Origin of the sequence: Streptomyces rugosispiralis (assembly GCF_024505145.1) — a bacterium.
Taxonomy (GTDB): domain Bacteria; phylum Actinomycetota; class Actinomycetes; order Streptomycetales; family Streptomycetaceae; genus Streptomyces; species Streptomyces rugosispiralis.
In genome coordinates, this window is the sequence record NZ_JANIAA010000019.1 from 26,173 (window position 1) to 50,970 (window position 24,798).

The 24,798-nt window shown below is 73.3% G+C and carries 23 protein-coding genes; 12 read left to right on the forward strand and 11 right to left on the reverse strand.

Annotated elements, in window-relative coordinates; genetic code table 11:
* On the forward strand, positions 1-915 hold the full coding sequence (locus tag NP777_RS25670) for an NAD(P)H-binding protein (RefSeq protein WP_256652553.1): 915 nt from the start codon (positions 1-3) through the stop codon (positions 913-915).
* 335 nt (positions 916-1,250) lie between these two features.
* A complete protein-coding gene (locus NP777_RS25675; protein ID WP_256652554.1) occupies positions 1,251-3,791 on the forward strand; it encodes a SpoIIE family protein phosphatase in 2,541 nt (846 codons plus the stop codon).
* 49 nt (positions 3,792-3,840) lie between these two features.
* On the opposite strand, the gene NP777_RS25680 is transcribed toward NP777_RS25675, so the two are convergent.
* Positions 3,841-4,647, reverse strand: a complete 807-nt coding sequence (locus NP777_RS25680; RefSeq protein WP_308405219.1) for an NmrA family transcriptional regulator — start codon at positions 4,645-4,647, stop codon at positions 3,841-3,843.
* A gap of 207 nt (positions 4,648-4,854) precedes the next feature.
* Between NP777_RS25680 and NP777_RS25685 the strand changes: the two genes are divergently transcribed.
* Positions 4,855-5,820, forward strand: a complete 966-nt coding sequence (locus NP777_RS25685; protein ID WP_256652556.1) for an AraC family transcriptional regulator — start codon at positions 4,855-4,857, stop codon at positions 5,818-5,820.
* A 36-nt stretch (positions 5,821-5,856) separates the two neighbouring features.
* Positions 5,857-5,988, forward strand: a complete 132-nt coding sequence (locus NP777_RS25690; protein WP_256652557.1) for a hypothetical protein — start codon at positions 5,857-5,859, stop codon at positions 5,986-5,988.
* 21 nt (positions 5,989-6,009) lie between these two features.
* Here the strand turns inward: NP777_RS25690 and NP777_RS25695 are convergent, their stop codons facing one another.
* Positions 6,010-7,200: a glycosyltransferase gene (locus NP777_RS25695; RefSeq protein WP_256652558.1), complete on the reverse strand. Its 1,191-nt coding sequence runs from the start codon at positions 7,198-7,200 to the stop codon at positions 6,010-6,012.
* Positions 7,201-7,478: 278 nt separating this feature from the next.
* On the opposite strand from NP777_RS25695, the gene NP777_RS25700 reads away from it, so the two are divergent.
* A complete protein-coding gene (locus NP777_RS25700; RefSeq protein WP_256652559.1) occupies positions 7,479-9,374 on the forward strand; it encodes a glycosyltransferase family 2 protein in 1,896 nt (631 codons plus the stop codon).
* Positions 9,375-9,483: 109 nt separating this feature from the next.
* Here the strand turns inward: NP777_RS25700 and NP777_RS25705 are convergent, their stop codons facing one another.
* The 4 genes from NP777_RS25705 to NP777_RS25720 all read right to left on the reverse strand — a co-directional run bounded on the left by NP777_RS25705 (position 9,484) and on the right by NP777_RS25720 (position 13,881).
* Entirely contained in the window at positions 9,484-10,500 is a 1,017-nt protein-coding gene (locus tag NP777_RS25705; RefSeq protein WP_391858573.1) for a glycoside hydrolase family 6 protein, read from the reverse strand.
* A 177-nt stretch (positions 10,501-10,677) separates the two neighbouring features.
* Complete coding sequence (locus tag NP777_RS25710) at positions 10,678-11,373, reverse strand: cytochrome b/b6 domain-containing protein (protein ID WP_391858574.1); 696 nt, start codon at positions 11,371-11,373, stop codon at positions 10,678-10,680.
* Positions 11,357-12,091 carry a molybdopterin-dependent oxidoreductase gene (locus NP777_RS25715; RefSeq protein WP_256652562.1) on the reverse strand — a complete coding sequence of 245 codons (735 nt, stop codon included), beginning with the start codon at positions 12,089-12,091 and terminating at the stop codon, positions 11,357-11,359. Before NP777_RS25715 ends, NP777_RS25710 begins: the two co-directional genes overlap by 17 nt.
* A 134-nt stretch (positions 12,092-12,225) precedes the next feature.
* Entirely contained in the window at positions 12,226-13,881 is a 1,656-nt protein-coding gene (locus tag NP777_RS25720; RefSeq protein ID WP_256652563.1) for an FAD-binding dehydrogenase, read from the reverse strand.
* Positions 13,882-14,193: 312 nt separating this feature from the next.
* Between NP777_RS25720 and NP777_RS25725 the strand changes: the two genes are divergently transcribed.
* From NP777_RS25725 to NP777_RS25740, 4 genes are all read left to right on the forward strand, one after another.
* Positions 14,194-14,949 (forward strand): hypothetical protein, encoded by a 756-nt coding sequence (locus tag NP777_RS25725; protein ID WP_256652564.1) that lies wholly within the window; start codon positions 14,194-14,196, stop codon positions 14,947-14,949.
* 29 nt (positions 14,950-14,978) lie between these two features.
* Positions 14,979-15,515, forward strand: a complete 537-nt coding sequence (locus NP777_RS25730) for an NUDIX domain-containing protein (protein ID WP_256652565.1) — start codon at positions 14,979-14,981, stop codon at positions 15,513-15,515.
* A gap of 77 nt (positions 15,516-15,592) precedes the next feature.
* Positions 15,593-15,964 carry a YidH family protein gene (locus NP777_RS25735; RefSeq protein WP_256652664.1) on the forward strand — a complete coding sequence of 124 codons (372 nt, stop codon included), beginning with the start codon at positions 15,593-15,595 and terminating at the stop codon, positions 15,962-15,964.
* An 18-nt stretch (positions 15,965-15,982) separates the two neighbouring features.
* The gene (locus NP777_RS25740; protein ID WP_256652566.1) at positions 15,983-16,321 is read left to right on the forward strand and encodes a DUF202 domain-containing protein; all 339 of its coding nucleotides are present in this window, start codon (positions 15,983-15,985) and stop codon (positions 16,319-16,321) included.
* Between the two features lie 276 nt (positions 16,322-16,597).
* On the opposite strand, the gene NP777_RS25745 is transcribed toward NP777_RS25740, so the two are convergent.
* Together NP777_RS25745 and NP777_RS25750 are read right to left on the reverse strand one after the other, a co-directional pair.
* A complete protein-coding gene (locus tag NP777_RS25745) occupies positions 16,598-17,524 on the reverse strand; it encodes an NADP-dependent oxidoreductase (RefSeq protein WP_256652567.1) in 927 nt (308 codons plus the stop codon).
* A 216-nt stretch (positions 17,525-17,740) separates the two neighbouring features.
* A complete protein-coding gene (locus NP777_RS25750) occupies positions 17,741-18,394 on the reverse strand; it encodes an NADPH-dependent F420 reductase (protein WP_256652568.1) in 654 nt (217 codons plus the stop codon).
* Positions 18,395-18,501: 107 nt separating this feature from the next.
* Here NP777_RS25750 and NP777_RS25755 point away from each other — a divergent pair, with 107 nt between their 5' ends.
* From NP777_RS25755 to NP777_RS25765, 3 genes are all read left to right on the forward strand, one after another.
* Positions 18,502-18,927 (forward strand): winged helix-turn-helix transcriptional regulator, encoded by a 426-nt coding sequence (locus NP777_RS25755; protein WP_256652569.1) that lies wholly within the window; start codon positions 18,502-18,504, stop codon positions 18,925-18,927.
* Between the two features lie 213 nt (positions 18,928-19,140).
* Positions 19,141-20,172 carry a phosphotransferase family protein gene (locus NP777_RS25760; protein ID WP_256652570.1) on the forward strand — a complete coding sequence of 344 codons (1,032 nt, stop codon included), beginning with the start codon at positions 19,141-19,143 and terminating at the stop codon, positions 20,170-20,172.
* Between the two features lie 7 nt (positions 20,173-20,179).
* Positions 20,180-21,394 carry an acyl-CoA dehydrogenase family protein gene (locus NP777_RS25765; protein ID WP_256652571.1) on the forward strand — a complete coding sequence of 405 codons (1,215 nt, stop codon included), beginning with the start codon at positions 20,180-20,182 and terminating at the stop codon, positions 21,392-21,394.
* Positions 21,395-21,515: 121 nt separating this feature from the next.
* On the opposite strand, the gene NP777_RS25770 is transcribed toward NP777_RS25765, so the two are convergent.
* From NP777_RS25770 to NP777_RS25780, 3 genes are all read right to left on the reverse strand, one after another.
* The gene (locus NP777_RS25770) at positions 21,516-22,109 is read right to left on the reverse strand and encodes a TetR/AcrR family transcriptional regulator (RefSeq protein ID WP_256652572.1); all 594 of its coding nucleotides are present in this window, start codon (positions 22,107-22,109) and stop codon (positions 21,516-21,518) included.
* Positions 22,110-22,139: 30 nt separating this feature from the next.
* Positions 22,140-23,783: a class I adenylate-forming enzyme family protein gene (locus tag NP777_RS25775; protein WP_256652573.1), complete on the reverse strand. Its 1,644-nt coding sequence runs from the start codon at positions 23,781-23,783 to the stop codon at positions 22,140-22,142.
* 66 nt (positions 23,784-23,849) lie between these two features.
* Positions 23,850-24,632 (reverse strand): SDR family oxidoreductase, encoded by a 783-nt coding sequence (locus tag NP777_RS25780; RefSeq protein ID WP_256652574.1) that lies wholly within the window; start codon positions 24,630-24,632, stop codon positions 23,850-23,852.
* Between the last annotated feature and the right edge of the window lie 166 nt (positions 24,633-24,798).

Sequence of the window (24,798 nt, forward strand, 5' to 3'; positions counted from 1 at the left end):
ATGCCCGGTCCACCGATCCTGGTGACCGGCGCCGCGGGGAGCGTCGGGGCCGTCGGCCGCACCGTGGTGGAGGAGTTGCGGCGGCGCGAGCTGCCCGTGCGCGCCATGGTCCACCGCGAGGGCGAGCGGGCCGAGGCCCTGCGCGCCACGGGCGCGGAGGTGGTGGCGGGCGATCTGACCCGGGCCCCGGATGTGGCCCGCGTGCTGGACGGCTGCGGGCGGATGTACTTCGGCATGAGCGTCTCGCCGAAGTACCTGGAGGCGACGGTGACGACGGCGGCGGTCGCCCGCGACTACGCGCGGCTGGACGCGCTGGTCAACATGTCGCAGATGACGGTCTCCCAGATGGATCTCACCAGCACCTCGGAATCGACGCAGCAGCGGGAGCACTGGCTCGCCGAGCAGGCGCTCGACTGGTCCGGGCTGCCGGTCACCCATCTCCGGCCCACCATCTTCATGGAGAATCCGATCTTCACGAACTTCGCCTACCGCTCCATCGCCGAGGAGGGCACGATCCGGCTGCCGTTCGGCACCGGGCGCACCTCGCCGGTCGCGGCGCGGGACGTCGCCGCGGTGGTGGCGGCGATCCTGGTGGACCCCTCCTCCCATATCGGCAGGACCTACCATCTGACCGGCCCGGCCTCGGTCGACATGACCACCATGGCCGAGGAGTTCGCCGACGCGCTCGGCCGGCCGGTCTCCTATGTGGACGTCTCCTACGAGGCCTGGGTCAACCACGACCTGAAGGCGCTGGGCCTGCCCGGCCACCTCTTCGACCACCTGGCCACGATGGCGCGGCTGCACGCGGAGAACCGCTACGACCGCTGGACCGACGACATCGAGACGATCACGGGAAGGCCCGCGACCGGGGTGCGGGAGTTCGTCCGCGAGCACCCCGAGATGTTCACGAAATGACGTGGGCGGAACGGATGCGCGGTGGACCGGGTGCCGGCCCCGGTGGCGCCGGTGTCCATCGTGATCACCCTGCTGGGCCGGCTGCTCTCCTTCATGATCGGCTACGGGCTGCTGGAGGCCGCGGTGAGCGGGCTGAAGCGCACTTCCGCGGCTGGCGGGTCAACTACGAGACGCTCGCCTACCGGCTGGCGCGGGACATCGACGCGGTCCCGGCCCCCTGGTCGGGCCCGCGCCGCAGCACACTGCCCGTCTGGTCCCCGCTGACCCCGGTGGACCGCCGCCCGATGAATTAGCGCATTATCTGGAATGCACCGCCGAGGGAGTAAATTTTCCCCATGGGCATGGACGAGGCCATCGCCGCACGGATACGCGTGATCACCGAGGCGGGTGACGGCCTGAGCGGTCCCGATCTGCTCGGATTCGCACTCGACCACGCCGTGACGGAGACCGGCGGTCTCGGCGGCATGGTGCATCTGCGCGGCCCCGGCGACCGGCCACCGCTGCTCACGGCGGTGCACGGGCTGATCCGTACGGTCGCCCGGGACTGGGCCGAGGTCGAGCCGGACGGCACCAGCGCCCCGGCCCGCGCGATGTCCCGGGGTGCACCGGTGTGGGCCCCGGCCCGGGGCGCCGGGGACGGCACGGGCCCGGCGCTGCCCGCCGGAAGCGGGCTGCTGGCGGTTCCGCTGATCACCGCTGAGGGGGTCACCGGCGCGCTGTCGGTGCTGATGGTCCCGGCCGAGCGGCCCGCACCGGAGCGGGCGGCGGCCGTCGAGGCGCTGGCCGCGTGGGTCGGCCCACGGCTGCGGGAGGACCCTCCCGGCCCGGACCGGGACGGCACCGCCACTTTGCCGGCCGACGACCAGGTGAGCCAGGCGCTCTGGCATATGAGCGACGCGTTCTTCGCGGTCGACGGCGACTGGCGCATCACCTTCGTCAACGGCGAGGCGGAGCGGCTGCTCGGCGCCGCTCGGACGACGCTCGGCCGGACGCTGTGGGACGCCTTCACCCGGCTGAGCGTCGACGACGCCGAGCCGGACCTGCGGGGCCGCTACCGGCGGGCCGCCGAGAGCGGCACCCCGGTCGGGTTCGAGGTGCGCTGGCCCACCAATCAGCGCTGGTACTCCATGCGGCTGGTCCCGGTGCCGAACGGGCTCACGGTCTACGCCGCCGACATCACCGCGAGCCGGGCGCGGGAGGCGGAGCGGGCCGCGGCCGAGCACGCGGCGGCCGAGCGCACCGCGCGGATCGGCGAGCTGACCGACGCTCTCGCGCAGGCGCTGACGATGCGCGACGTGGTGAACGCCATCGCCGACCGGGTGCTGCCGCCGTTCGGCGCCTCGGGGATCGTGGTGCAGCTCATCGAGGGCAGCGTGATCCGGATCGCCGGGGCCGTCGGCTATCCGCAGCCCTTCCTGGAGTCGCTCGACGGGGTCCCGGTCCTCGATGTGTCGCCGGTCGCGGAAGTGCACCACACCGGGGCGCCGGCCTTCGTCGAGTCGGTCGAGGAGTACATCGCGCGCTACCCCGCCATGGCCGGGCGGCCCGCCGCGGCGCAGAAGCAGGCATGGGCCTTTCTGCCGTTGATCGTCTCCGGCCGGAACATCGGCTGCTCGGTGGTCGCCTTCGCCGAGCCGCGCCGGCTCGACGCGGAGGAGCGGGCCCTGCTCACCGCGCTCAGCGGGCTGATGGCGCAGGCCATCGAGCGCGCCCGGCTGTACGACATGGAGCACACCAGGGCCAAGGAACTCCAGCGTGGGCTGCTGCCCCGCGCTCTGCCGTCGCTGTCCTCGGTCACCACCGCCGCACGCTATCTGCCCGCCAGCGAGGGCATCGAGGTGGGCGGTGACTGGTACGACGTGATCCCGCTGTCCGGCGCCCGGGTGGCCCTGGTCATCGGCGATGTGATGGGGCACGGGCTGTCCGAGGCGGCCACCATGGGCCGGCTGCGCACCGCCGTGAACACCCTGGCCGAACTGGAATTCCCGCCCGCCGAGTTGCTCACCCGCCTCAACGACGTGGTGAACGAGCTGGGCGACAACCTCTACGCGACCTGCCTGTACGCCGTGTACGACCCGGCCTGCGCCACCTGCGTCTACTCCAGCGCCGGACATCCCCCGCCGGCCGTCGTACGCCCCGGCCACCCGGTCCACTTCGCCGGCGGCGCCCCCGATCCACCGCTGGGCGCGGCCCAGCCGCCGTTCGAGACCACCCAGGTGAGTCTGGAGGAGGGCAGTCTGCTGGTGCTGTACACCGACGGCCTGGTGGAATCCGCCGCCCGGGACATCGACCGCGGGATGGGGCACCTGGCGAGCGCGCTGGCCGGCGCGGCCCGGACACCCGGTCCGGGGGATGCCCTGCGCGACGGGGGCCGCGACGGGGGCCGGGACGAGAACGCGTCGCTGGAGCGGCTGTGCGACCAGGTGCTGGCCGAGTTGCTGCCGGAGAAGCAGCTCACCGCCGATGACGCGGCACTGCTCATCGCCCGCACCCATGCGCTCGCCCCCGACCACATCGCCGCATGGCCGCTGTCCGAGGGGCCGATCGCCGCGGGCGAGGCCCGCGATCACGTCCGGGACCAGCTGACCCACTGGGAGCTGGGTCCGCTCACCCCCACCGCGGAGCTGCTGGTCAGCGAGTTGGTCGGGAACGCGATCCGGCACGGCAAGGGCCCCATCGGGCTGCGGCTGCTGCGCGGCGAGGGGCTGATCTGCGAGGTGACCGACGGCTCCTTGACCACACCCCGGATCCGCCATGCCTCGGAGACCGACGAGGGCGGGCGCGGGCTCCAGCTGGTCTCGGCCCTCTCCCAGCGCTGGGGCACCCGCTACACGTCCAACGGGAAGTGCATCTGGACCGAACAGCCACTCCCCTGACCCCTCGCGGAAGGCGGACGCCCCGGCGGGCGGCGGTGTCCGCCGCGCCTCAGCCGGTCCAGGCCCCGCCCCGCGCGGCCCGGCGCGCGTAGTCGGCGAAGTCCTGGGGCGCGCGTCCCAGGACGCGGTGGACGTCGTCCGTCAGATGCGCGTTGCGCCCGTCCAGCAAGGTGGCGAAGAGGTCGGTCAGGAACGCCCCCAGGTCGTCCGGCAGCCCGTGGTCGCGCACCAGCGCGGCCCCGTAGCTCTCGGCGGAGACCGGCGCATAGCGCACCGCGCGGCCGGTCGCCCCGGCGATCTCCGCGGCCGCCTCGGCGAAGGTCAGCAGCCGCGGCCCGGTGATCTCGTACGTCCGGTCTCCGGGCCCGTCCCCGGTCAGCGCCGCGACCGCGACCGCGGCGATGTCGTCGGCGTCCACGAAGGGCTCCTTGACGTCCCCGGCCGGGAAGACGATCTCGCCGTCGAGCACCCCGTCGCGCAGAATGCCCTCGTCGAAGTTCTGGAAGAACCAGCTCGCCCGCAGCACGGTCGCCGCCACGCCCGGCACCCGCACCGCCTCCTCGGCGGGCAGCGCCGCCGCCACGCCCCGGGCGGAGAGCAGCACCAGCCGCCGGATGCCGTGCTCGGCCGCCCGTGCGGCGAAGGCGCGGAGGGTGGCGGCGGCGCCCGGGTCGCAGACGTCCGGGTAGTAGGCGATGTACGCGGCGGCGGCCCCGTCCAGCGCGGCCTCCCAGGTGCGCGGGTCCTCCCAGTCGAACGGCGTCTCACCGGACCGGGAGCCGATCCGCACCGGGTGTCCGGCCCGGCTCAGCCGGTCCGCGACCCGGCGGCCGGTCTTGCCGGTGCCGCCGAGCACCAGGACGGTCGTGCGCCCGGTGGGCCGTGAAGGCGTGACCTGCGACCGCGAGGGCTCTGATTCCGTGGGCTCTGATTCCGTGGGCTGTGTTTCCGTGCGCTGTGTTTCCGTGCGCTGTGTCGTCATACGGACAGTCAACTGGCGGGCCATGAGACGGGCCATGGCCGAGAGGCTCCACCGCATGCGCGAGCGTCTACGCTGTGCGCCATGGACGCGCTGGCGAGTCTGCTGGACGGCCCACGGGCCCGGGGGGCCTTTCTGCTGCGGGTCGTGATGGAGCCGCCCTGGGCCGTGCGAATCGAGGACCGGGCCCCGCTGTGTGTGATGACCATGGCGCGCGGCGAGGCGTGGGTGGTGCCGGACGCGGGCGAGGCGGTACGGCTGCGCCCGGGGGACGTGGTGATCGCGCGCGGCCCCGATCCGTACACGGTCGCCGACGACCCGGCGACCGCGCCCCAGGCGTGGATCCTCCCCGGTGAGGTGTGCCGTACGGCGGACGGCGCCGATCTGGCCGAGGCGATGGCGCTGGGGGTGCGCACCTGGGGCAACAGCCCGGACGGCTCGGCCGTGATGCTCATCGGCAGCTATCTGCTGGACGGCGAGATCAGCGGGCGGCTGCTGGACGCGCTGCCCCCGCTGCTGGCCCTGGACGGCGAGGTGTGGGACTGCCCCCTGATGCCCTGGCTCGGCGCGGAGATCGTCAAGGACGAGGCCGGGCAGGAGGCGGTCCTGGACCGGCTGCTGGATCTGCTGCTGATCTCGGTGCTGCGGGCCTGGTTCTCCCGGCCGGAGGGCCGGGCGCCCGGCTGGTACCGGGCGCTGGGCGACCCGGTGGTGGGCCGTGCCCTGCGGCTGCTGCAGAACAACCCGGCCCATCCGTGGACGGTGGCCGGGCTCGCCGCCGAGACGGGTGTCTCGCGGGCGGCGCTGGCCCGCCGCTTCACCGCGCTGGTGGGCGAGCCGCCCATGGCGTATCTGACCGGCTGGCGGCTGGCGCTCGCGGCGGATCTGCTCCGGGATCCGGAGCACACCCTGGCGGCGGTGGCCCGGCGGGTCGGCTACGGCAGCGCGTTCGCCCTCAGCGCCGCCTTCAAGCGCGAGCGCGGCCTGAGCCCGCGGGAGCACCGCGCGTCGGCATCAAGCGTGGCCAACGCCTCGGGCAGCAAGAGCTGACTCGATTTTCGCTTTCCGGGCGGGGACGCTGAAGGCATGTTCCCCCGCGTCGTCTCTCCCTGCCGCGCGGGCACCGGCAACCGCCCCGATCCGCGGCATGTGCCGGAGCTGCCGCGCGGCCTGGTCCCGGCCCCCGATGGCAACGGCGGGGCCGTGCCGCGCGGCTGAGCGCCCGTCACATGGGCCGTCTCAGCCCGCGGGCGCGCCGCGCCGCGGCATCCGGCTGACCGGCGGCACCCGCAGACAGCCGTCCGGGCCGCAGGTGGTGGTGCGGTCGTAGAGGTCCATCAGACGGCGGGCGCCGCGGGCGATGTCGTAGCGGTCGACGGCGTCCGGGACCGGGAAGCGCAGCGGGCCCTGGGCGGCCTGTGCGCGCAGGGCGGCGGCGAGGGCGGCCGGGCCGGAGGCGATGCGGCGGGCGCCGGGCGCGGCACCGTCGGGGAGTTCGTCGAGGGCGGGGCAGACGGTGTGCAGCACCGGCAGCCCGGCCGCGAGCCCCTCCAGCGCCGCGAGGCCGAACGCCTCCTCGGCGGACGGCGAGACCAGGACGTCCATGGCGGCCAGCAGCGCGGGCAGCCCCGCGGGCCGGTCGTCGGCCGGGGCCACCGCGCCGTCCCGCTCCCCCAGCAGCCGGACCCGGTCGGCCACGCCGAGCCGGGCGGCCAGGTCCTCGAGCGCGGGACGCTCGGGGCCCTCGCCGACCAGCAGCAGCCGGGCGTCCGGCACCTCGGCGACGGCACGCACCGCCGTGTCGAACCGCTTGTCCGCCACCAGCCGGCCCACCCCGCCCACCACGAAGGCCCGTTCGGGGATGCCGAGGCGGGCGCGGGCGGCCGCCCGCGCGGTCGGCTCGAAGCGGAAGTGGCGGGCGTCGATCCCGTTGGGCACCAGATGGATCCGGCGGTTGGGCACGCCCCAGTCGCGCAGCCGGTCGGCGACGGCGGCCGAGACGGCGACGGTGGCCGAGCCAAGCCGCTCGGCGGCGAGATAGCGAGTACGGCGGGCGGCGTTGAGCGGACGGCCGTCGATCCGCCGCTCGCCCAGGCTGTGTTCGGTGGCGATCACCGCCCGCACCCCGGCCAGCCGGGCGGCGATCCGGCCGAGCACACACGCCCGGTACAGATGGGTGTGCACCAGGTCGTAGCCGCCGGACCGGATGATCCGCACCAGCCTGGGCACGGTGGTGAGCTGCCGCTCACGCCCGTCGCCCAGGGGCAGATGGGTGACCGGGATGCCGTCCGCGCGGATGCCGTGCGCGGTGGCGCCGGGGCCCGAGAGGGCGATGACGTCACAGCGCACCGGCATATGGCGCAGCAGCAGCCGCAGTTGCTGTTCGGCTCCTCCGGCCCCGAGGCGGGAGATGATGTGCAGGACTCTCATCGGGCGACTGCGCCCCATCCTCCGTATTCCGATGGGCTTCGATCGGTGCCGACCCTGCCAGACGGCGGGATGTAAATCACGTAAGACGCGCGCCGCTGGGCCGTCGGAGTGGCTGCCTTACGGACCGTCAACAAAGGCGCGCCGAATATCCGATGTACACGCTCATGCCCCATGGGATTGTTACCTTCTCATCTCGCGCGATGACCTGAAGAATATGGCCCGTATGGGTCATCGTGGCGCGACATTCGGTTCGAGCCAGCCCCCGCGGGAGTGCCCAGATGTCTGCACCGACCCCCGTCAGAGATTCCCCCCGGAAAACCACCGCACGCGCCGTGGCCGGCCCGCCGCCCGCGCGTACCGCGTCGGATTCCCGCGTCCCGCGTCACCGTCCCACTCCGGTGTACGAGTACAAGCGGTACAGCGAACTGGCGGGCCCGCTGACCAAGGCCCCCACGGAACGCCCCTACCGGGTGCGCTGCCGGAGCCTGCTGGCGCAGGAGCCGCACCGGATCCGTGCCGCGCTGCTGCTGTGCGCGGCGCCGGTGTGCTCGGCGGTGCTGCTGGTGTGGCTGCTGCACCCGGACCACTGGGTGGAGCGCGACTACGCGCCGGGGTGGCAGCGGGCCGCGGACCTGGCGATGCTGGTCTCGATCGCGCTGATCGAGGGGTTTCGCCTGTTCACGGTCGTCTCCAACGCCCATGCCACGCTGGTGGCGCGGGATCCGGTGCCGGTGGTGGCCGAGCCGGGGACCCGGGTGGCGTTCCTGACCAGCTTCGTGCCCGGCAAGGAGCCGATCGCGATGGTCCGGGCCACGCTGGAGGGGGCGGTGCGGATCCGGCACACCGGACCGCTGGACGTCTGGCTGCTCGACGAGGGGGACGACGACGAGGTCAAGGCGCTGTGCAAGCGGCTGGGCGTACGGCACTTCTCCCGCAAGGGCGTCGAGAAGTGGAATCAGCCGAAGGGCGCTTTCCGGGCGCGGACCAAGCACGGGAATTACAACGCCTGGCTGGACGCGCACGGCGACGCCTATGAATTCATGGCGTGTGTGGACACCGACCATGTGCCGCTGCCCAACTTCCTGGAGCGCATGCTGGGTTACTTCCGGGATCCGGATATCGCCTTCGTGGTGGGACCGCAGGTCTACGGGAATTACGACACCCCGGTCACCAAGGCCGCCGAAAGCCAGCAGTTCCTTTTCCACGCACTGATCCAGCGGGCCGGAAACGCCTATGGCGGCGCGATGTTCGTGGGCACCAACAACGCGGTGCGGATCAGCGCGCTGCGCTCGATCGGCGGGCTGTACGACTCGATCACCGAGGACATGGCCACCGGCTTCGAGCTGCACCGCCACCGCAACCCGGCGACCAGGAAGAAGTGGCGCTCGGTCTACACGCCCGACGTGCTCGCGGTCGGCGAGGGTCCGAGCACCTGGACGGACTTCTTCACCCAGCAGATGCGGTGGAGCCGCGGCACCTACGAGACCGTGCTCAAGCAGTTCTGGAAGGGCCTGTTCACCCTGTCGCCCGGCAAGCTGCTGAACTACTCGCTGATGATCGCGTACTACCCGATGACCGCGGTCAACTGGCTCCTCTCCGCGCTGTCGTGCGCACTGTTCCTGGTGCTGGGCGCCGCCGGGATCCACATCCCGGCCGAGATGTGGATGATGCTCTACAGCGACGCGGCGATGCTCCAGATCGGGCTGTACGTCTGGAACCGGCGGCACAATGTCTCCCCGCATGAGCCGGAGGGCTCCGGCGGGCTGGCCGGGATGCTGCTCTCGGCGCTGTCCGCCCCGATCTACGCCAAGTCGCTGTGCGACGCGCTGCTGCGGCGCACCAGCCGGTTCGTGGTCACGCCCAAGGGCGACTCGTCCAGCCCCGACCGGCTCACCACGTTCCGTATCCATCTGCTGTGGGCCGGGGTGTTCGGCTCCTCGCTGACCGCCTCGTTCTTCCTGGGGCACACCCATGCGGTGATGCGGATCTGGGCGGTGCTCGCCCTGGCCCTGTGTCTGGCTCCGGTGGCGATCTGGTCGGTGGGGCTGCTGCGCCGCGACCGGAAGCGTCCGGCGCGCGGCACGGTGCCGACGGCGCGCGACGCGGCCAGCCCCTGCGCGCCACCGAAGGACAAGGACAGGGAGAAGGAGAAGGCGCCGGTCTGCGCGCTGTGACCGTCCGGCCGAGGTCCGCGCCCCGAAGGGGCGCGGGGAACTGCGCGACCGGCCACTACGGCGCCGCAGCCGATCGGCGGCAGGTCAGGGGGCACTCCCAGCGGAGCGCTTAGTGGGGGGCGTTCCGGGCCAGGTCGAGGGCGTACTTGGTCCACCAGTGGCCCGCCGGAGGGCCGCCGTTGCAGGTGCCGTCGGACTCCCCGGGCCGTTTGATCCACAGATAGGCGTCCACGAGGGGATCCCCGGTGTGGGTGCTGGGCGGCTCGCCCAGCGCCCGCCCCGGCGGGTTGCACCAGGAGTCCCGCGCCCGGATGCCGTGCCGGGCCGCGCCGTGGTCCCGCAGCGGGCCGTTGCCGTTGCGGCTGGTGTCGATGACGAAGTGGGCCTTGTCGAGGGCGGTGGAGAGCCGATGGCCGTACGCCTTGGTGCGGCGGGTCGGCTGGAAGTTGGAGACGTTCAGCGCGAAGCCGTCCGCCTGCTCGATACCGGCCTCGCGCAGCGGGCGCACCAGCCGGGCGGGTTTCTTGATCCAGCCCGGGTTCCCCGCGTCCAGGTACACCCGGACGTGGGGCAGCGCGGCGAACAGGGCGACCGCGTCGCGCAGCATCTCCAGCCGGGCCTTGCGCAGCTTGCGCGGCACACAGCCGTCGACCAGTTGGGCCACCGCGTCGGGCTCCAGGACGACGATCGCCCTGCGATCGCCGATGCCGAGCGTGAACTGCTCGATCCACCACCGGTAGGCCATGCGGTTCCGCGCGCCGCCCGCCGAGTACCGGCCACAGTCGCGGTACGGGATGTGATAGGCCACCAGAACCGGGGTGGAGCCGGTCCGCGCCGCCGATTCGGTGATGGAGCGGGCCCGTTCCCGGGGCGGCGCGGGGCCGAACCACTCCGCGACGGGCTGCTGGGCGATCTGCCGGATGAGCGCGGCGTCGCCGTTCTTCCCCTCGTGTTCTCGCTCATGAGCCTGCCGGGCGGCGGGGCTGTCCGGGTTCACCCAGAGCCCGCCGCGCCGCAGCGGGGACTCGAACATGCGGCACCCACTCAGCGGAAGCATCACCGCGAGACATACCGCGGCATGCAGCCAAAGCCGCATAACGGATGTTCTTGCACCTTTCTCTCGCATGCGACGCATCATGGCACCGGGTGTCGCGGGTTCAGTGGACGCGGCGATCGTGGCCACCGGTTTGGGGCCCGCGTCCCCGGTCCGGGTGGCCGTCCCGGGGAGTCCCGGTGGCCGTCCCGGGAGTCCCGGCGTCCTCGGCGCTTCGGTGCCCCCTGAGCGGCCCCCTCAGCGGCCCCCTCAGCGCTCCCGGCGCTCCCGGCGCTCCCGCGCGTCCTCGTCCGTACGCCACAGCGGGTGCTCCCGGGCCGCCCACGCCCGCTCGACCCGGCCGGTGCGCATCCCGCGCCGGGCCTCCGGATCGGCGAGCGCCTTGCCGATATGGCCGAGCAGGACGATGCCGATGGCCAGCGCCAGCCAGTCGTGGACGAAGGTGGCGCTGGTGCGCCACACCAGCGGGGCCAGACCGGTGAACCACATCAGCAGCCCGGTGCCCGCCATCACCAGCACCGCGCCCGCGATGTACCCCGCGTACAGCTTCTGCCCGGCGTTGAACTTCCCCGCCGGGCGCTCCTGCGGCCGGTGGTCGCGCCGCAGCGCCGCGCGCAGCCAGCGGCGGTCGTGCGGGCCGAAGCGGTTGAGGCGGGTGAGGTCGGCGCGGAAGGCCCGGGAGACGAGGCCGAGCAGGGCCGGGAGGGGCGTCAGGATGCCGGTCCACTCATGGACGGTGACGACGAGCGCACGCCGTCCGACGAGTTCGGCGAGCGCGGGCAGATAGAGACAGGCCGCGCTGACCACGCACGCGCCCAGCAGGAGTGCCGTGGTGCGGTGGATCCAGCGCTCGGCGGGGCTGAACCGGAGCACCCGGGAGCCGCCGTCCCGGTCCCCGGCCCGGGGCGGCGGGGCCGCCGCCGTCCGCTCAGGCGGTGGGGTCATCGTCGCGTCCGTTCGACCTGCCGACCCAGGCGTCGACGTCATAGCCCCGCTCCTCCCAATAACCGGGCCGCACCTCATCCGTGACGGTGATACCGGAGAGCCATTTCGCCGACTTGTAGAAGTACATCGGCGCCACATACAGCCGCACCGGCCCGCCGTGGGAGTGGCCGAGCGGCTTGTCCCGCAGCTTCAGCGTGACCAGCACATCCGGCCGCCGCGCCTGGTCGAGGGTCAGGCTCTCGCTGTACGCGCCGTCGAAGCAGGTGAAGCGGACCGCCTTGGCGCCTCGGCGCACCCCGGCGGCGTCGAGCAGCGCCGACAGCCGCACCCCCTCGAACGGGGTCTCGGGCACCCGCCAGCCGGTGACGCACTGGACATCGCGCACCAGGCGGGTCTGCGGCAGCGCACGCAGATCGGCGAGGCGGTACGCGCCGGGCTTGTCGACGAGCCCGTCGACGGTGAGGCGGTAGCTGTCGGCGTCCTTGTGGGGCACGGAGGAGGTGACGGAGTAGTAGCGGAAGCCGCCGCCGTTGGGGAGGAGTCCGGTCACCCCCGTCGGGTCCTTGTCGGCCACCGCGCCCAGGGCGGTCTCCAGCCTGCCCTGGAGCCAGGGGGCCGCGGCCATCGCGCCCGCGCCGAGGCCCAGCATGCCGAGGACGAGGCGCCGGCCGACGGGCGTGCCGTCGCCGTCCGATCCGGCACCGGTGTTGGGGTCCATGGATCGATGAGAGCACCGGGCGGGGGTGGTGCGCCATCTCCTGCCGGGATTCGTCAGACTTCGGTAAGACTCTGGAGCCGGCGGCCGTGGGCGAGTGGAGCGGCGCCGGGCGACCCCACCGCCTCGATGCCGGGCTACCCCACCGCCTCGGCCGCCGCCCGGCCCGCCGTACGGCCCGAGAAGAGACAGCCGCCCAGGAACGTGCCCTCCAGGGAGCGGTACCCGTGCACCCCGCCGCCGCCGAAGCCCGCCGCCTCCCCGGCCGCGTAGACGCCGGGCAGCGGTTCGCCGCCCTCGGTCAGGACGCGGGAGGAGAGGTCGGTCTCGAGGCCGCCGAGGGTCTTACGGGTCAGGATGTGCAGCCGCACGGCGATCAGCGGGCCCGCCTTGGGGTCGAGGATGCGGTGCGGGGCGGCGGTGCGGATGAGGCGGTCGGCGATGTACTTGCGGGTCCCGCGCAGGGCGGTGACCTGGAGGTCCTTGGTGTAGGGGTTGGCGATCTCGCGGTCCCGGGCGACGATCTCCCGCCGCAGTTCGGCCTCGTCGATCAGCGGCTCCTTGGTGAGCTCGTTCATCCGCCGGACCAGCGCCGGCAGCGACCGCTCGACGATGAAGTCCGCGCCGTGGTCCATGAACGCCTGGACCGGGCCCGGCGCCCCGGCCCGCCCGCGGCCGATCACATCGCGGACGCTCTTGCCGGTGAGGTCCGGGTTCTGCTCGGAGCCGGAGAGCGCGAACTCCTTCTCGATGATCTTCCGGGTGAGCACGAACCAGGTGTGGTCGTGGCCGGTCCGCATGATGTGCTCGAGCGTGCCGAGGGTGTCGAAACCGGGGAACAGCGGCACCGGCAACCGCTTGCCGCGCGCGTCGAACCACAGGGAGGACGGGCCGGGCAGGATGCGGATGCCGTGCCGGGGCCAGATGGGGTTCCAGTTCTGGATGCCCTCGGTGTAGTGCCACATCCGGTCGCGGTTGATGATCCGTCCGCCGGCCCCCTCGGCGATGCCGAGCATCCGGCCGTCCACATGGGCCGGGACCCCGGAGATCATCCGCTCGGGCGGGGAGCCGAGCCGCTCGGGCCAGTTGGCGCGGACGAGGTCGTGATTGCCGCCGATGCCGCCGGAGGTGATGATCACGGCCTGGGCGCGCAGTTCGAAGGCGCCGGTGACCTCACGGCTGCTGGGCGAGCCGCGCTCGGCCCGGCTGGGCTCCAGGATGTCGCCGGTGACGGTGTCGACCGTGCCCGCGCTGCGGGCCAGCCCCGTCACCCGGTGCCGGAAGCGCAGCTCGACCAGGCCGCGGGCGACGGCCGCCCGCACCCGCCGCTCGAAGGGGGCGACGATGCCGGGGCCGGTACCCCAGGTGATGTGGAAGCGGGGGACGGAGTTGCCGTGTCCGGTCGCGTCGTAGCCGCCGCGCTCGGCCCAGCCGACCAGCGGGAACAGCCGCAGCCCCTGGGCGTGCAGCCAGGACCGCTTCTCGCCCGCCGCGAAGTCCACGTACGCCTCGGCCCAGCGGCGCGGCCAGTGGTCCTCCTCGCGGTCGAACCCGGCCGTGCCCAGCCAGTCCTGCCAGGCGAGTTCGTGGCTGTCGCGGACGCGCAGGCGGCGCTGCTCGGGCGAGTCGACGAGGAAGAGGCCGCCGAAGGACCAGTGGGCCTGGCCGCCGAGCGACTGCTCGGGCTCCTGGTCGAGCAGGATCACCTTGCGGCCGGCGTCGGCCAGCTCGGCGGTGGCGGCGAGGCCCGCGAGCCCCGCGCCGACCACGATGACATCCGCGTCGTACGCCATGGTGTGGTGTCCCGTTCTCGTGAGCCCGCCGACGGCCACCGGCGGTGTGCCGACGGTGTACCGCCGGAGCCATGACCGCCGATCCTGCCTACCGGCTAGTACGGCGTCAACCCGGGGCGTGGGAGCGGTTTCCCGCCGCCGCCGTACCCGTGCCGAATGGTCAACTTCCTCCGCGCAACCTGGGCGTGGAAGAAAGGGTCACATTCGTTCACCGACATTGGACAGGGTTCGGCCAAACGGGCATCATCATCGACCATGGCTGACCGCTCCGTTGAGCACTCAGGGCCGAGGCCCGATGTCGAACGTCGTGTGGTGAACCCGACGCTCATCACGCCCGGCCCACAGCCCCTCGAAGCCGGGCCGCCCGCGGACGAGGCACAGGTGCTACGCGGCGAGGTGATCGGGCCCCGGCACGCCCGCCGCCGCCCGGCGGACAACCGGCGCAAGGCGGCCGCCGGGGCGATTCTGCTGTCGGCCACCGGCGCGGCCACCGCGCTCTTCATGCTCATGGGCAAGGACGCCCGTCAGGCGACGGCCGCCTCCGGCCACGACAGCTCGACGGCCGCGCCGGACGAGCCCGAGGGCCAGGCCGTCCCGTACGCCGAGGCGGCGAAGGGCGAGACCCCGCTGCGCGGCGCCCGCGCCGAGAAGCCCGAACCGCAGCCGCCGGCCACCGCCGCGCCGACCGCTCAGGCCCCGGCCGGCGACACCACGCCGGACAAGCCCCCGGCGTCGTCGTCCGGCAAGGGCCGCTCCACGCCGTCCTGGCCGGGCTGGTCGTCCCGGGGACCGGGGCAGTACGACGACTGGCAGGACGCGGTGGAGGCGTTCGACAGCTGGGCCGAGCAGCAGGCGAGGCAAGGCGGCCAGGACGGCGGCTCCGGGCCGTACGGGCCGGGGCAGGGGCAGGGGCAGGGGCAGGGGCAGGGCGGCGGTTACGGGGACGGTTACGGCGGCGGCCATGGCGGCGGCAACGGCTACGGCGGGGGCTACGGCGGCGGGAACGGCTACGGCGGGGGCTACGGCGGCGAGTACGGGGGCGGCTACGGCGGGGGCCACCGGCGCTGACCACGCCCCCGATCTGCTTGTATGGCGGTATGCCTGATCAGGAACCGCTTTCCGCCGACGAACTGCTGGACATCGTGGACGAGCGGGACCGCGTGGTGGGCCGGGCCCGACGCGGTGACGCCATGGCCCACCGGCTCCGCCACCGCTGCGTCTTCATCCAGGCCCGGGACGCCCAGGGCCGGATCTTCGTCCATCGCCGCACCGCCGAGAAGCTGGTCTTCCCGTCGCTGTACGACATGTTCGTCGGCGGGGTCGTCGGCGCGGGCGAGGGCTACGACGAGGCGGCGCTGCGCGAGGCGGAGGAGGAGCTGGGGGTGCGGGGGCTGCCCGCGCCCGTACCGCTGTTCTCGTTCCTCTACGAGACGCCCGAGCACACCTGGTGGAGCCGGGTCTACGAGGTGCGCTGCGAACTGCCGGTCGATCCGCAGGCCGAGGAGGTCGCCTGGCACGCGTTCCTCACCGAGGAGGAGCTGACGCGGCGGCTGCCGGAGTGGGAGTGGGTGCCGGACGGGTGGGAGGCGTACCGGCGGCTGGTGGAGTGGCGCCGTGAGAAGGTCGAAAGGTGACGGACTCTTCCGGGCCCTCCGAGCCTTCCCGCCACACCGGGCCGCGTGGCGACGGCCGCGCCTCGGCGCTCTCGGACATCCGGCTGTGGTTCGCGCCCGAGCGGCTGCGGGAGGAGGGGAGCACCCCCGACTACCGCTTCTCGCTCGCCAACGAACGGACCTTCCTGGCGTGGCTGCGCACCGCGATGGCGCTGGTGGGCGGCGGGTTCGCGGTCGACCAGTTCCTCCCCGGGACCGGCCGCCCGCTGCGGATCGCGCTGGCGCTCATTCTGCTGGCGGCCGGCGCGCTGTGCGCCCTGCGCGCCATCAGCCACTGGGTGCGCTGCGAGCGGGCCATGCGACGCGGCGAGGACCTGCCGACGTCCCGCTTCCCGATCGCGCTGGGGCTCGCGGTCGGGGTGGTCGCACTGCTGATGGTGATCGTGGCCGCCTTCGGGTGGGGCGGGTGAGCCAGGAGGTGTGAGGCGATGCCGGAGGGGAATGGGACCGACGGATCCCGAACGCGGGACCGGGACCCCGGCCTTCAGCCGGAGCGGACGCGGCTGGCGTGGCGGCGTACGACGCTGGCGTGCGCGGTGGCCGCCTCGCTCGCGGGGCGGCAGACGCTGCACAGCGGTATCGACTCGGTCTCGCTCGTGGTCCTGGCCCTGGTGGTGCTGGCCTGGCTGGCCTTCCTGGCCCTGGCCCACCGCCGCATCCGGGCCATGCACGCGCCCCGGCCGCCCGCCCTGTCCCCGCGGGCGGCCGCGGCCGCGGTCGCCTGCACGGTCGCGCTGGCGGCGCTGGGGGCGGCGACGCTGCGGTAGGGGTGGGCGGGTGCGGGTGCGGCTGGCTGGGGCCGGGGGGCGATTCCCCACCCCGCCCCTTCCCGATACAAGGGGCTCCGCCCCTTGGACCCCACCGGGGCTCCGCCCCGGACCCCGTCCGAGCCCCGCCAGGCGCAGACCGACCCGAACCACGCCCGCCCGCACCCGAACTCCGGACCAGAGCCCGGGGCGAAGCCCCGGCGGGGTCGAGGGGCGGAGCCCCTTGTTCGGGAAGGGGCGGGGCGGGGACCCAGCCCGGCGCGCAGGCCGCCGCGCTCAGTCCACTGTGATGGCGATCTTGCCCCTGACGTGGCCCTCCATGCTCAGACGCTGCGCGTCCGCCGTCTTCTGGAGGGGGAAGACCGCGGAGACCTCGACGCCGAGGGCGCCGCGTTCGGCGAGGTCGGTGAGGTCCTGGAGGTCGTCGGGGTCGGGGCGGACGAAGACGTAGTGGCCGCCCAGGCCGAGTACCGCGGGGTCGGCGATGGAGGCCAGGCGGCCCTCGGGGGCGAGGAGTTCGGAGGAGACGGCGAGCGCGTCGCCGCCGACGAGGTCGAGCACCGCGTCCACCCCGTTCGGGGCCAGGGTGCGGACCCGGTCGGCCAGGCCCTCCCCGTACACCGTCGGCTCGGCGCCCAGCGCACGCAGGTACTCGTGGTTGCGCTCCCCCGCCGTGCCGATCACCCGCGCCCCCATGTGCCGGGCCAGTTGTACCGCCATCGAGCCGACCCCGCCCGCCCCCGCGTGCACCAGCACCGTGTCGCCCTCACCGACCCTCAGCGCCCGCACCAGCGACTGGTACGCCGTCAGGCCCGCCAGCGGGATGCCCGCGGCTTGCGTGAAGGAGAGGTTCCGCGGTTTGCGGGCGAGGGTGCGGACCGGCGCGGCCACGTACTCGGCGCAGGTGCCCCGGGAGAGGAAGTCCTCCCGTACGTACCCGATCACCTCGTCACCGGGCTGGAACTCCGTCACCGCCGGGCCCGGCCGCTCCACGACCCCCGCGACGTCCCAGCCGGGGATGACCGGGAAGACCGCGTCCAGGACCGGTTCGAGGTATCCGGCCTGCGCCTTCCAGTCGACGGGGTTCACGGCGGCGGCCTTGACCCTGATCAGCACGGAGTCGGGGCCGACCTTGGGCTCCGGCCGCTCCCCGTACTCCAGGACCTCGGGGCCGCCGTAGCGGCGGTAGCTGATGGCCTTCATGGTGGCGCTCCTCGCGGTCTTCGCGGTTCGTGCCGGGTTCGCGGCTTCCCGCATAGGCTCCCTGCTTCCTGCGCGGGTTCCCCGTCCCGGCCGGTTCTTGCCCCGCTCCTTCCCTTCGACGCTCCTCCCCCCGACACTCCTCCCCTTCGACGCTCCTGCTCGCCCACCGCCACCGCAAATCCGCACCGATCCAATCCGCGCCCCCACCCCCACCCGCTACGCCGGCCCCTGCACCGCCAGCGGCGGCAGCGCGGCGCGCGGCTCCACGCCGCCGAACCAGAAGGCCAGCAGAAACGCCACGGTGGACTCCAGCAGACGGGCCCGCTCCAGGCCGCCGGCGTCCAGCGGTACGCAGCCCATGTCGCGGACCAGGGTCCGTACGGCCTCCAGGGCGTCCTCGTCGTCCCCGCACAGCGGAACCCCCAGCGGACCGTCGGCGAAGACCGGCGGGGTCAGCCGCCACACCGCGTCCGCGCAGTGGCAGAACCCCTTCACGACCCGCGCCCCCACCGCCCGCGCCGCGATCCGCTCGGCCATGCCCGGTCCGCCCTCGGTGGCGAGGGTGAAGCGGCCGGGGACGATCGCGTTGGTGCAGTCGATCAGCGCCCGGCCGCTCAGCGTGCCCTCGGCCGCGCCCGCCGCCGCCAGGGCCGCCTCGACGCCCTCGTACGCCACCGCCAGCAGCGTCACCTCACCGAATCCGGCGGCCTCGCGCAGGCTCCCCGCCCGCGCGCCGTGGCCGATCCGCGCGGCCAGCGCCTCCGCCTTCGGCCGCGAGCGGCCGCCGATCAGCACCTCGTGGCCCGCCCGCGCCCACTGGGTCCCCAGCGCGTCGGCCATATTGCCCGTGCCCAGCACTCCGATCCGCATCGCGGTCTCCTCGTCCTCGCCCGTCGCAGGGCAGCGACACTAGGAAGTCCGTCGCACACCGCGGGGTGTGCGACGGATGCGCTAGGACAGCCGCCAGGAGGTCATCAGTGAGTGAATCGGCCACGACATCGCGGCCCACCGCCCCGGACGGATTCATCGCCGACTGCCGGGCGCGGCTGGGCTTCGATCTGCTGGCCCGCACCTGGACCGCCGTCGTGATCTTCGGGCTGCGGGAAGGGCCGCGCCGCCCCGGTGAGCTGCGCGAGGCCATCGGCGGCATCAGCGCGAAGGTGCTCAACGACACCCTGCGCCGTCTGGAGGACGACGGGCTGGTGGAGCGGCACCGGTACGCGGAGGCGCCGCCCCGGGTCGAGTACGGGCTGACCCCGCTCGGGGAGACCCTGCTGGGGCCGGTCGCGGCGCTCGGCGCCTGGTCCGTGGAGTACGCGGACGCGGTGGTCGAGGCCCAGGAGCGGGCCGAGCGGCGACGGGAGCAGGGGCGGCAGGGGCAGCAAGGGCGGCAGGGGCGGTAGACCCCGCCCCGGTGGTCCGGTCCCGGCCGGGCCCGCCCCGGCCTCGTAGCCCCCGAACCGCCGCGTCGCACGCCCACGTCACACACCCACGTCACACGCCCACATCACACACCCCGCACCCGAGACCCACTGGACTACATACCGACTGGTCGGCATCATGAGGCGGGACGAACGGTCCGCCCGTTCCCCGGATACGACTACGAGAGAGGTTCGATGAACGCAGGCAATCCCCCAGGGCTCGACCTCGAACGGCTCCGCGCCCACCTCGATCGCGAACGCGCGGGCCTGGTGCGCGGGCCGCTGAGGGCCGGGCTGATCGAAGGCGGCCGCTCGAATCTCACCTACACGGTCACCGACGGCACGTCCCGCTGGGTGGTCCGCCGTCCGCCGCTGGGCCATGTGCTCGCCACCGCCCATGACATGGCGCGGGAGCACCGGGTGATCAGCGCCCTGCACCCGACGGCCGTGCCGGTGCCGGAGCCGGTGCTGCTGTGCGAGGACGAGTCGGTCATCGGATCGCCCTTCTACGTCATGGAGTTCGTCGAGGGCACCCCGTACCGCACCGCGGAACAGCTCGCCGGGATCGGCCCGGACCGCACCCGGGAGGTCGTGCTCTCCCTCGTGGACACGCTCGTGACGCTGCACTCCGTCGACCCGGCCGAGGTCGGGCTCGGCGACTTCGGGCGCCCGGAGGGGTTCCTGGAGCGGCAGCTGCGCCGCTGGGGCAAGCAGCTGGCCGCCTCGCGCAGCCGTGAGCTGGCCGGGATCGACGAGCTGCACACCCGGCTCGCCAAGACGCTCCCGGTCTCCCCCGCGCCCACGGTCGTGCACGGCGACTACCGCCTCGACAACGTCCTGGTGAACGCCGACGACCGGATCACCGCGATCCTCGACTGGGAGATGTCCACGCTCGGCGATCCGCTGACCGACCTCGGGCTGATCGTGATGTACAGCGGTCATCCGAATCTCGCCGACTCCCCCATCTCCTCCACCCAGGGCGCCCCCGGCCACCCCGCCACGGACGAGCTGATCCAGCGCTACGCCGAGGGTTCGGGGCGCGATGTCAGCGGCGTCTCCTGGTACACCGCCTTCGCCTACTTCAAGCTGGCGGTGATCCTCGAGGGCATCCACTACCGCTACACCCTCGGCCAGACCCTCGGCGCGGGCTTCGACCGCATCGGCGACATCGTCCCCGCCTTCATCGACTGCGGCCTCACCACCCTCCAGACCCTCCAGGAGAGCTGATCCCGTCATGGACTTCGCATTCGACGCCCGGACCGAAGAGCTGCGCGCCAAACTGCTCACCTTCATGGACGAGCACGTCCATCCCGCGGAGGCGGTCGTCGAGGGGCAGCGGGCCGCCCTCGACTCCCCCTGGCTGACCCCGCCGATCGTCGAGGAGCTCAAGGCCGAGGCCCGCCGCCAGGGGCTGTGGAACCTCTTCCTGCCCGACGCCGAGTACGGCGCGGGGCTGACCAATCTCCAGTACGCCCCGCTCGCGGAGATCACCGGCCGCAGCCCCCAGCTGGCCCCCACCGCCCTGAACTGCGCCGCCCCGGACACCGGCAACATGGAGGTGCTCGCCCAGTTCGGCGACGAGCGGCAGCGCAAGCAGTGGCTGGAGCCGCTGCTCGCGGGCGAGATCCGGTCGGCCTTCGCGATGACCGAGCCGGAGGTCGCCTCGTCCGACGCGACCAATATCGAGACCCGGATCGAGCGCGACGGCGACGACTACGTCATCACCGGGCGCAAGTGGTACATCTCCGGGGCGATGAACCCCGACTGCAAGATCTTCATCGTGATGGGCAAGACCGACCCGGAGGGCGCCGATGTGCGCCGTCAGCAGTCGATGGTGCTGGTGCCGCGCGACACCCCGGGCGTCGAGGTGCGGCGGGCGATGCGGGTGTACGGCTACGAGGACCACTACCACGGCGGCCACGCCGAGGTGGTCTTCGACCGGGCGCGGGTGCCGGTGAGCAACCTGATCGGCGAGGAGGGCGGCGGTTTCGCCATCGCCCAGGCCCGGCTCGGCCCCGGCCGGATCCACCACTGCATGCGGCTGATCGGCATGGCCGAGCGCGGTATCGAGCTGATGTGCCGTCGGGCGGTGGCCCGGCAGGCGTTCGGCAAGGCGCTCGCCCAGCAGGGGCAGGTCCATGAGTGGATCGCGGACGCGCGGGTGGCCGTCGAGCAGCTGCGGCTGCTGGTGCTGAAGACGGCCTGGCTGATGGACACGGTGGGCAACCGCGAGGCGCACGCCGAGATCCAGGCCATCAAGATCGCGACGCCGCGTACGGTGGTGGAGATCCTGGACCGGGCGGTGCAGTTGCATGGCGCGGGTGGGGTGAGTCAGGACTTTCCGCTGGCCGAGCTGTGGGCCGCGGCGCGGACGTTGCGGCTGGCGGATGGTCCGGACGAGGTGCATCAGCGGTCGCTGGCGCGGCGGGAGTTGAAGCGGTACGCGTAGGTGGGGCGGGGGTTTGTTTCCCCGCCCCGCCCCTACCCGTATCCGGGGGCTCCGCCCCCGGACCGCCGGTCCTCAAGCTCCCCCAGCTACCGCTGGGAGGTGCCCCCTGGACGGGCTGGTTTTACGGCCGCAGTGCGCGCATCAGGAGGTCGGCCAGATGGTCGGCGACCTCCTGGGGGGCCCAGCGGCCGCCGGGCCGGTACCAGGTGCCCAGGTGGTGGACGGAGCCGAAGTGGTAGTCCACCACCAGGTCCGCCGGGGTCCGGGGGCTGAACACCCCGGCCCGCTGCCCCTCCTCGATCAGCGCGCGGAACCGCTCGTGGTAGCGGCGCCGCTCGGCGCGCACCTGCTTGTGCTTCTCCGGGCTGAGTTGGTGCATCGACCGGAAGAAGATGGTCGCGTCGTCGAGGTTCTCGATGGTGGTCACCACGACATCGGCCGCCGCGTCCCGCAGCCGCGTCTCCACCGGCGCGTCGGCGTCCGCGAAGGCGTCCAGCCGCTCCTGCTGGAGCCGGAGCACCCGGCCGTAGATCTCGTGGAGCAGATCGTCCTTGGAGCCGAAGTAGTGGTAGAGCGCGCCCTTCGTGACGCCCGCCGCCTCGACGATCTCCTGTACGGAGGTCCGGTCGTAGCCCCGCTCCGCGAAGAGTCGGGTGGCAGCGGCCAGCAGCCGCTGTGGCACCGGCTGTCCGTCACCGTCCGTCGCTCTGGCCATGGTCGCCACCCGTTCTCTTCCTCTTCTCTCTCATCCTCGCAGTTCCCGCCGGAGGATCTTGCCACTGGTCGTCTTCGGCAGCTCGGGCAGGATCTCCACCTCGCGGGGGTACTTGTACGCGGCCAGCCGCTCCGCACAGTACGCCGACAGCTCGTCCGGTGTGACCTCGGCCCCTGGCCGGAGGCTCACATACGCCTTCACCGTCTCGCCGCGGTACGCGTCGGGTTTGCCGACGACGGCCGCCTCCCGCACGGCGGGGTGAGTGTAGAGCACGTCCTCGACCTCACGCGGCCACACCTTGAACCCCGAGGCGTTGATCATGTCCTTCTTGCGGTCGACCACGTACAGCCAGCCGCCCTCGTCCATGAAACCGATGTCGCCGGTGCGCAGTTCCCCGTCGGGGAGGGCGGCCGCGGTCGCCTCCGGGCGCCGCCAGTAGCCGGGCACCACCATCGGGCCGCGGACGACGATCTCGCCCTGCTCGCCGAACGGCACGTCCCGCCCCTCGTCGTCCGCGATGCGCACGACGGTGTCGGCGCCGGGGACGCCGACGGCGAGGGTGCCGGACACGGGGTCGATGGGGGCGCGGACCCCGGGCGGGACGCTGGCGCAGGGCGCGGTGCACTCGGTGAGCCCGTAGCCGTTGTGCAGATACGGGCCGAAGCCGGACTGGAACCGCTCGACCAGCGCGGGCGGCAGCGGGGCGCCGCCGGAGGAGATGATCCGGAAGGACGAGAAGTGGTCGCGGGTGGCCCGGGGGTGGGCCATCAGCGCCATGAAGGCGGTGGAGGGGCCCACGGTGTAGAGCGGGCGGTGCTCGGCGAAGGCGTCGAGGACGACGCCGGTCTCGAAGCGGTAGGCCAGGGCCAGGGTGCCGGCTCCGGACATGCACGCGCACAGCTCGCAGACCATGCCGGTGATGTGGAACAGCGGGGCCAGCGCGAAGAGCGTGGAACCGGTGGGCAGCTCATGGAGGATGTGCTGCCGGTCGGCGTTGTAGGAGATGTTGCCGTGGGTGTTGGTGGCGCCCTTGGGGGTGCCACTGGTCCCGGAGGTGTAGCTGATCAGCGCGATGTCATCGGCGCCGGGGGCGGGGAGGGAGGGCGGACGGGCCCCGGCGCGGGCGGCCGCGAGGAGGTCCTCGGTGTCCCCGGGGACCGGGATGGGCTGGTCGCGCAGCACCCGCTCGTCGTCGCGGGTCTGGAGGTCGCGGCCGTCGGCGGTGAACGCGATGCGCACCGGGGACGCGGCGGCCGTGTCGCGTATGTAGTCCTCCCAGCCGTGGCGGGAGCAGACCAGGGCGCTCACCTCGGCGTCACCGAGGATGTGCGCCAGCTCGGCGCCCTTGTACATGGGGTTGACCGGGACGACCGTACCGCCCGCCTTCCACGCCCCCAGCAGCGCGAGCACGAAGTGCGGGGTGTTCTGGAGCATGATCGCCATACGGTCGCCGGGCCGGAAGCCGTGCTCGGCGAGATGACCGGCCACGCCGTCGGAGAACTCGTCGACCTCCCGGTAGGTGAGCCGTCCGTCGAAGTAGGCGAGCGCCGGATGGTCGGGGGCGGTGCGCACGGCGTCCCGGAACGCGTGCAGCGGACTCGGCCGCGGGGTGATCCTCTGACGCTGCTTCTCAGTGAGCTGAGCGAGCCATGGCTGGTCCTGGTACGTGGTCATGGGTGCGGCCCTGTCTCGACGGGGTGAGGGTGGTGGGCGGAGGGATACGAAAGATACGGGAGCGCCTCAGCCCGAGGTCCCGGAGGCCGCCTCGAGCGCTTCGAGCTTGCGCTGAAGCTTGTTGATGCCGCCCAGCCAGCGGTCGGTGTCACCGGCGCGGGAGGTGTAGTGGCGGGCCACCTCGGGGTGCGGAAGGATCAGGAAGCGCTCTTCCTCGATCCCCGCGAGGACGGCGTCGGCCACCTGCTCGGGCTCGATCGCGGTGGGCGCCAGCACCAGCTCCCCGGCGGTCCCGGAGGCGGTGAGCATATCGGTGCGCACCCCCTGCGGGCAGACGGCGTGGACGCCGATGCCACGGTGGCGGTAGGTGCCCGAGAGCCATTCGGCGAAGGCGAGCGCGGCGTGCTTGGAGACGGCGTACGGCGCCGAGCCGATCATGGTGAGGATCCCGGCGGCGGAGACGGTGGCCACGAAGCGGCCGCTGCCGCGCTCCAGCCACTCGGGCAGCAGTTCCCGGGCGGCCCGCACATGGGCCATCACATTGACGTCCCAGGACTGCTGCCACAGCGCGTCGTCGGTCTCGGGGCCGCCGTCGTGGCCGACGCCCGCGTTGGCGCAGAAGATGTCGATGGAGCCGCCCAGCGCCTCGCGCGCCGCGGGTACGACACCGGAGGCGTCACCGGGGACGGAGATCCCGCCGATCTCCCCGGCGACGGAGGCGGCCTTGGCGGCGTCGAGGTCGTTGACCACGACCCGGGCGCCCTCGGCGGCGAAGCGCCGGGCGAGGGCGGCGCCGATGCCGCCGCCCGCTCCGGTGACCACTACTCGCGCCCCACGCACGGTACCCACGATTCGCAGCTCCTCGGATCGGCTCGGCTCGGATCGGCTTCCGCCCGGTTCGGATCGTGCCCCGGCCCGGCTTCCGCCCAGCGCAGACTAACCAGTCGGTATGTGCGAACGGAAGGGGCACATCCGCCATCTCGCGGACGGCCGGGGGGTTGCTCAGCGGCGGCGC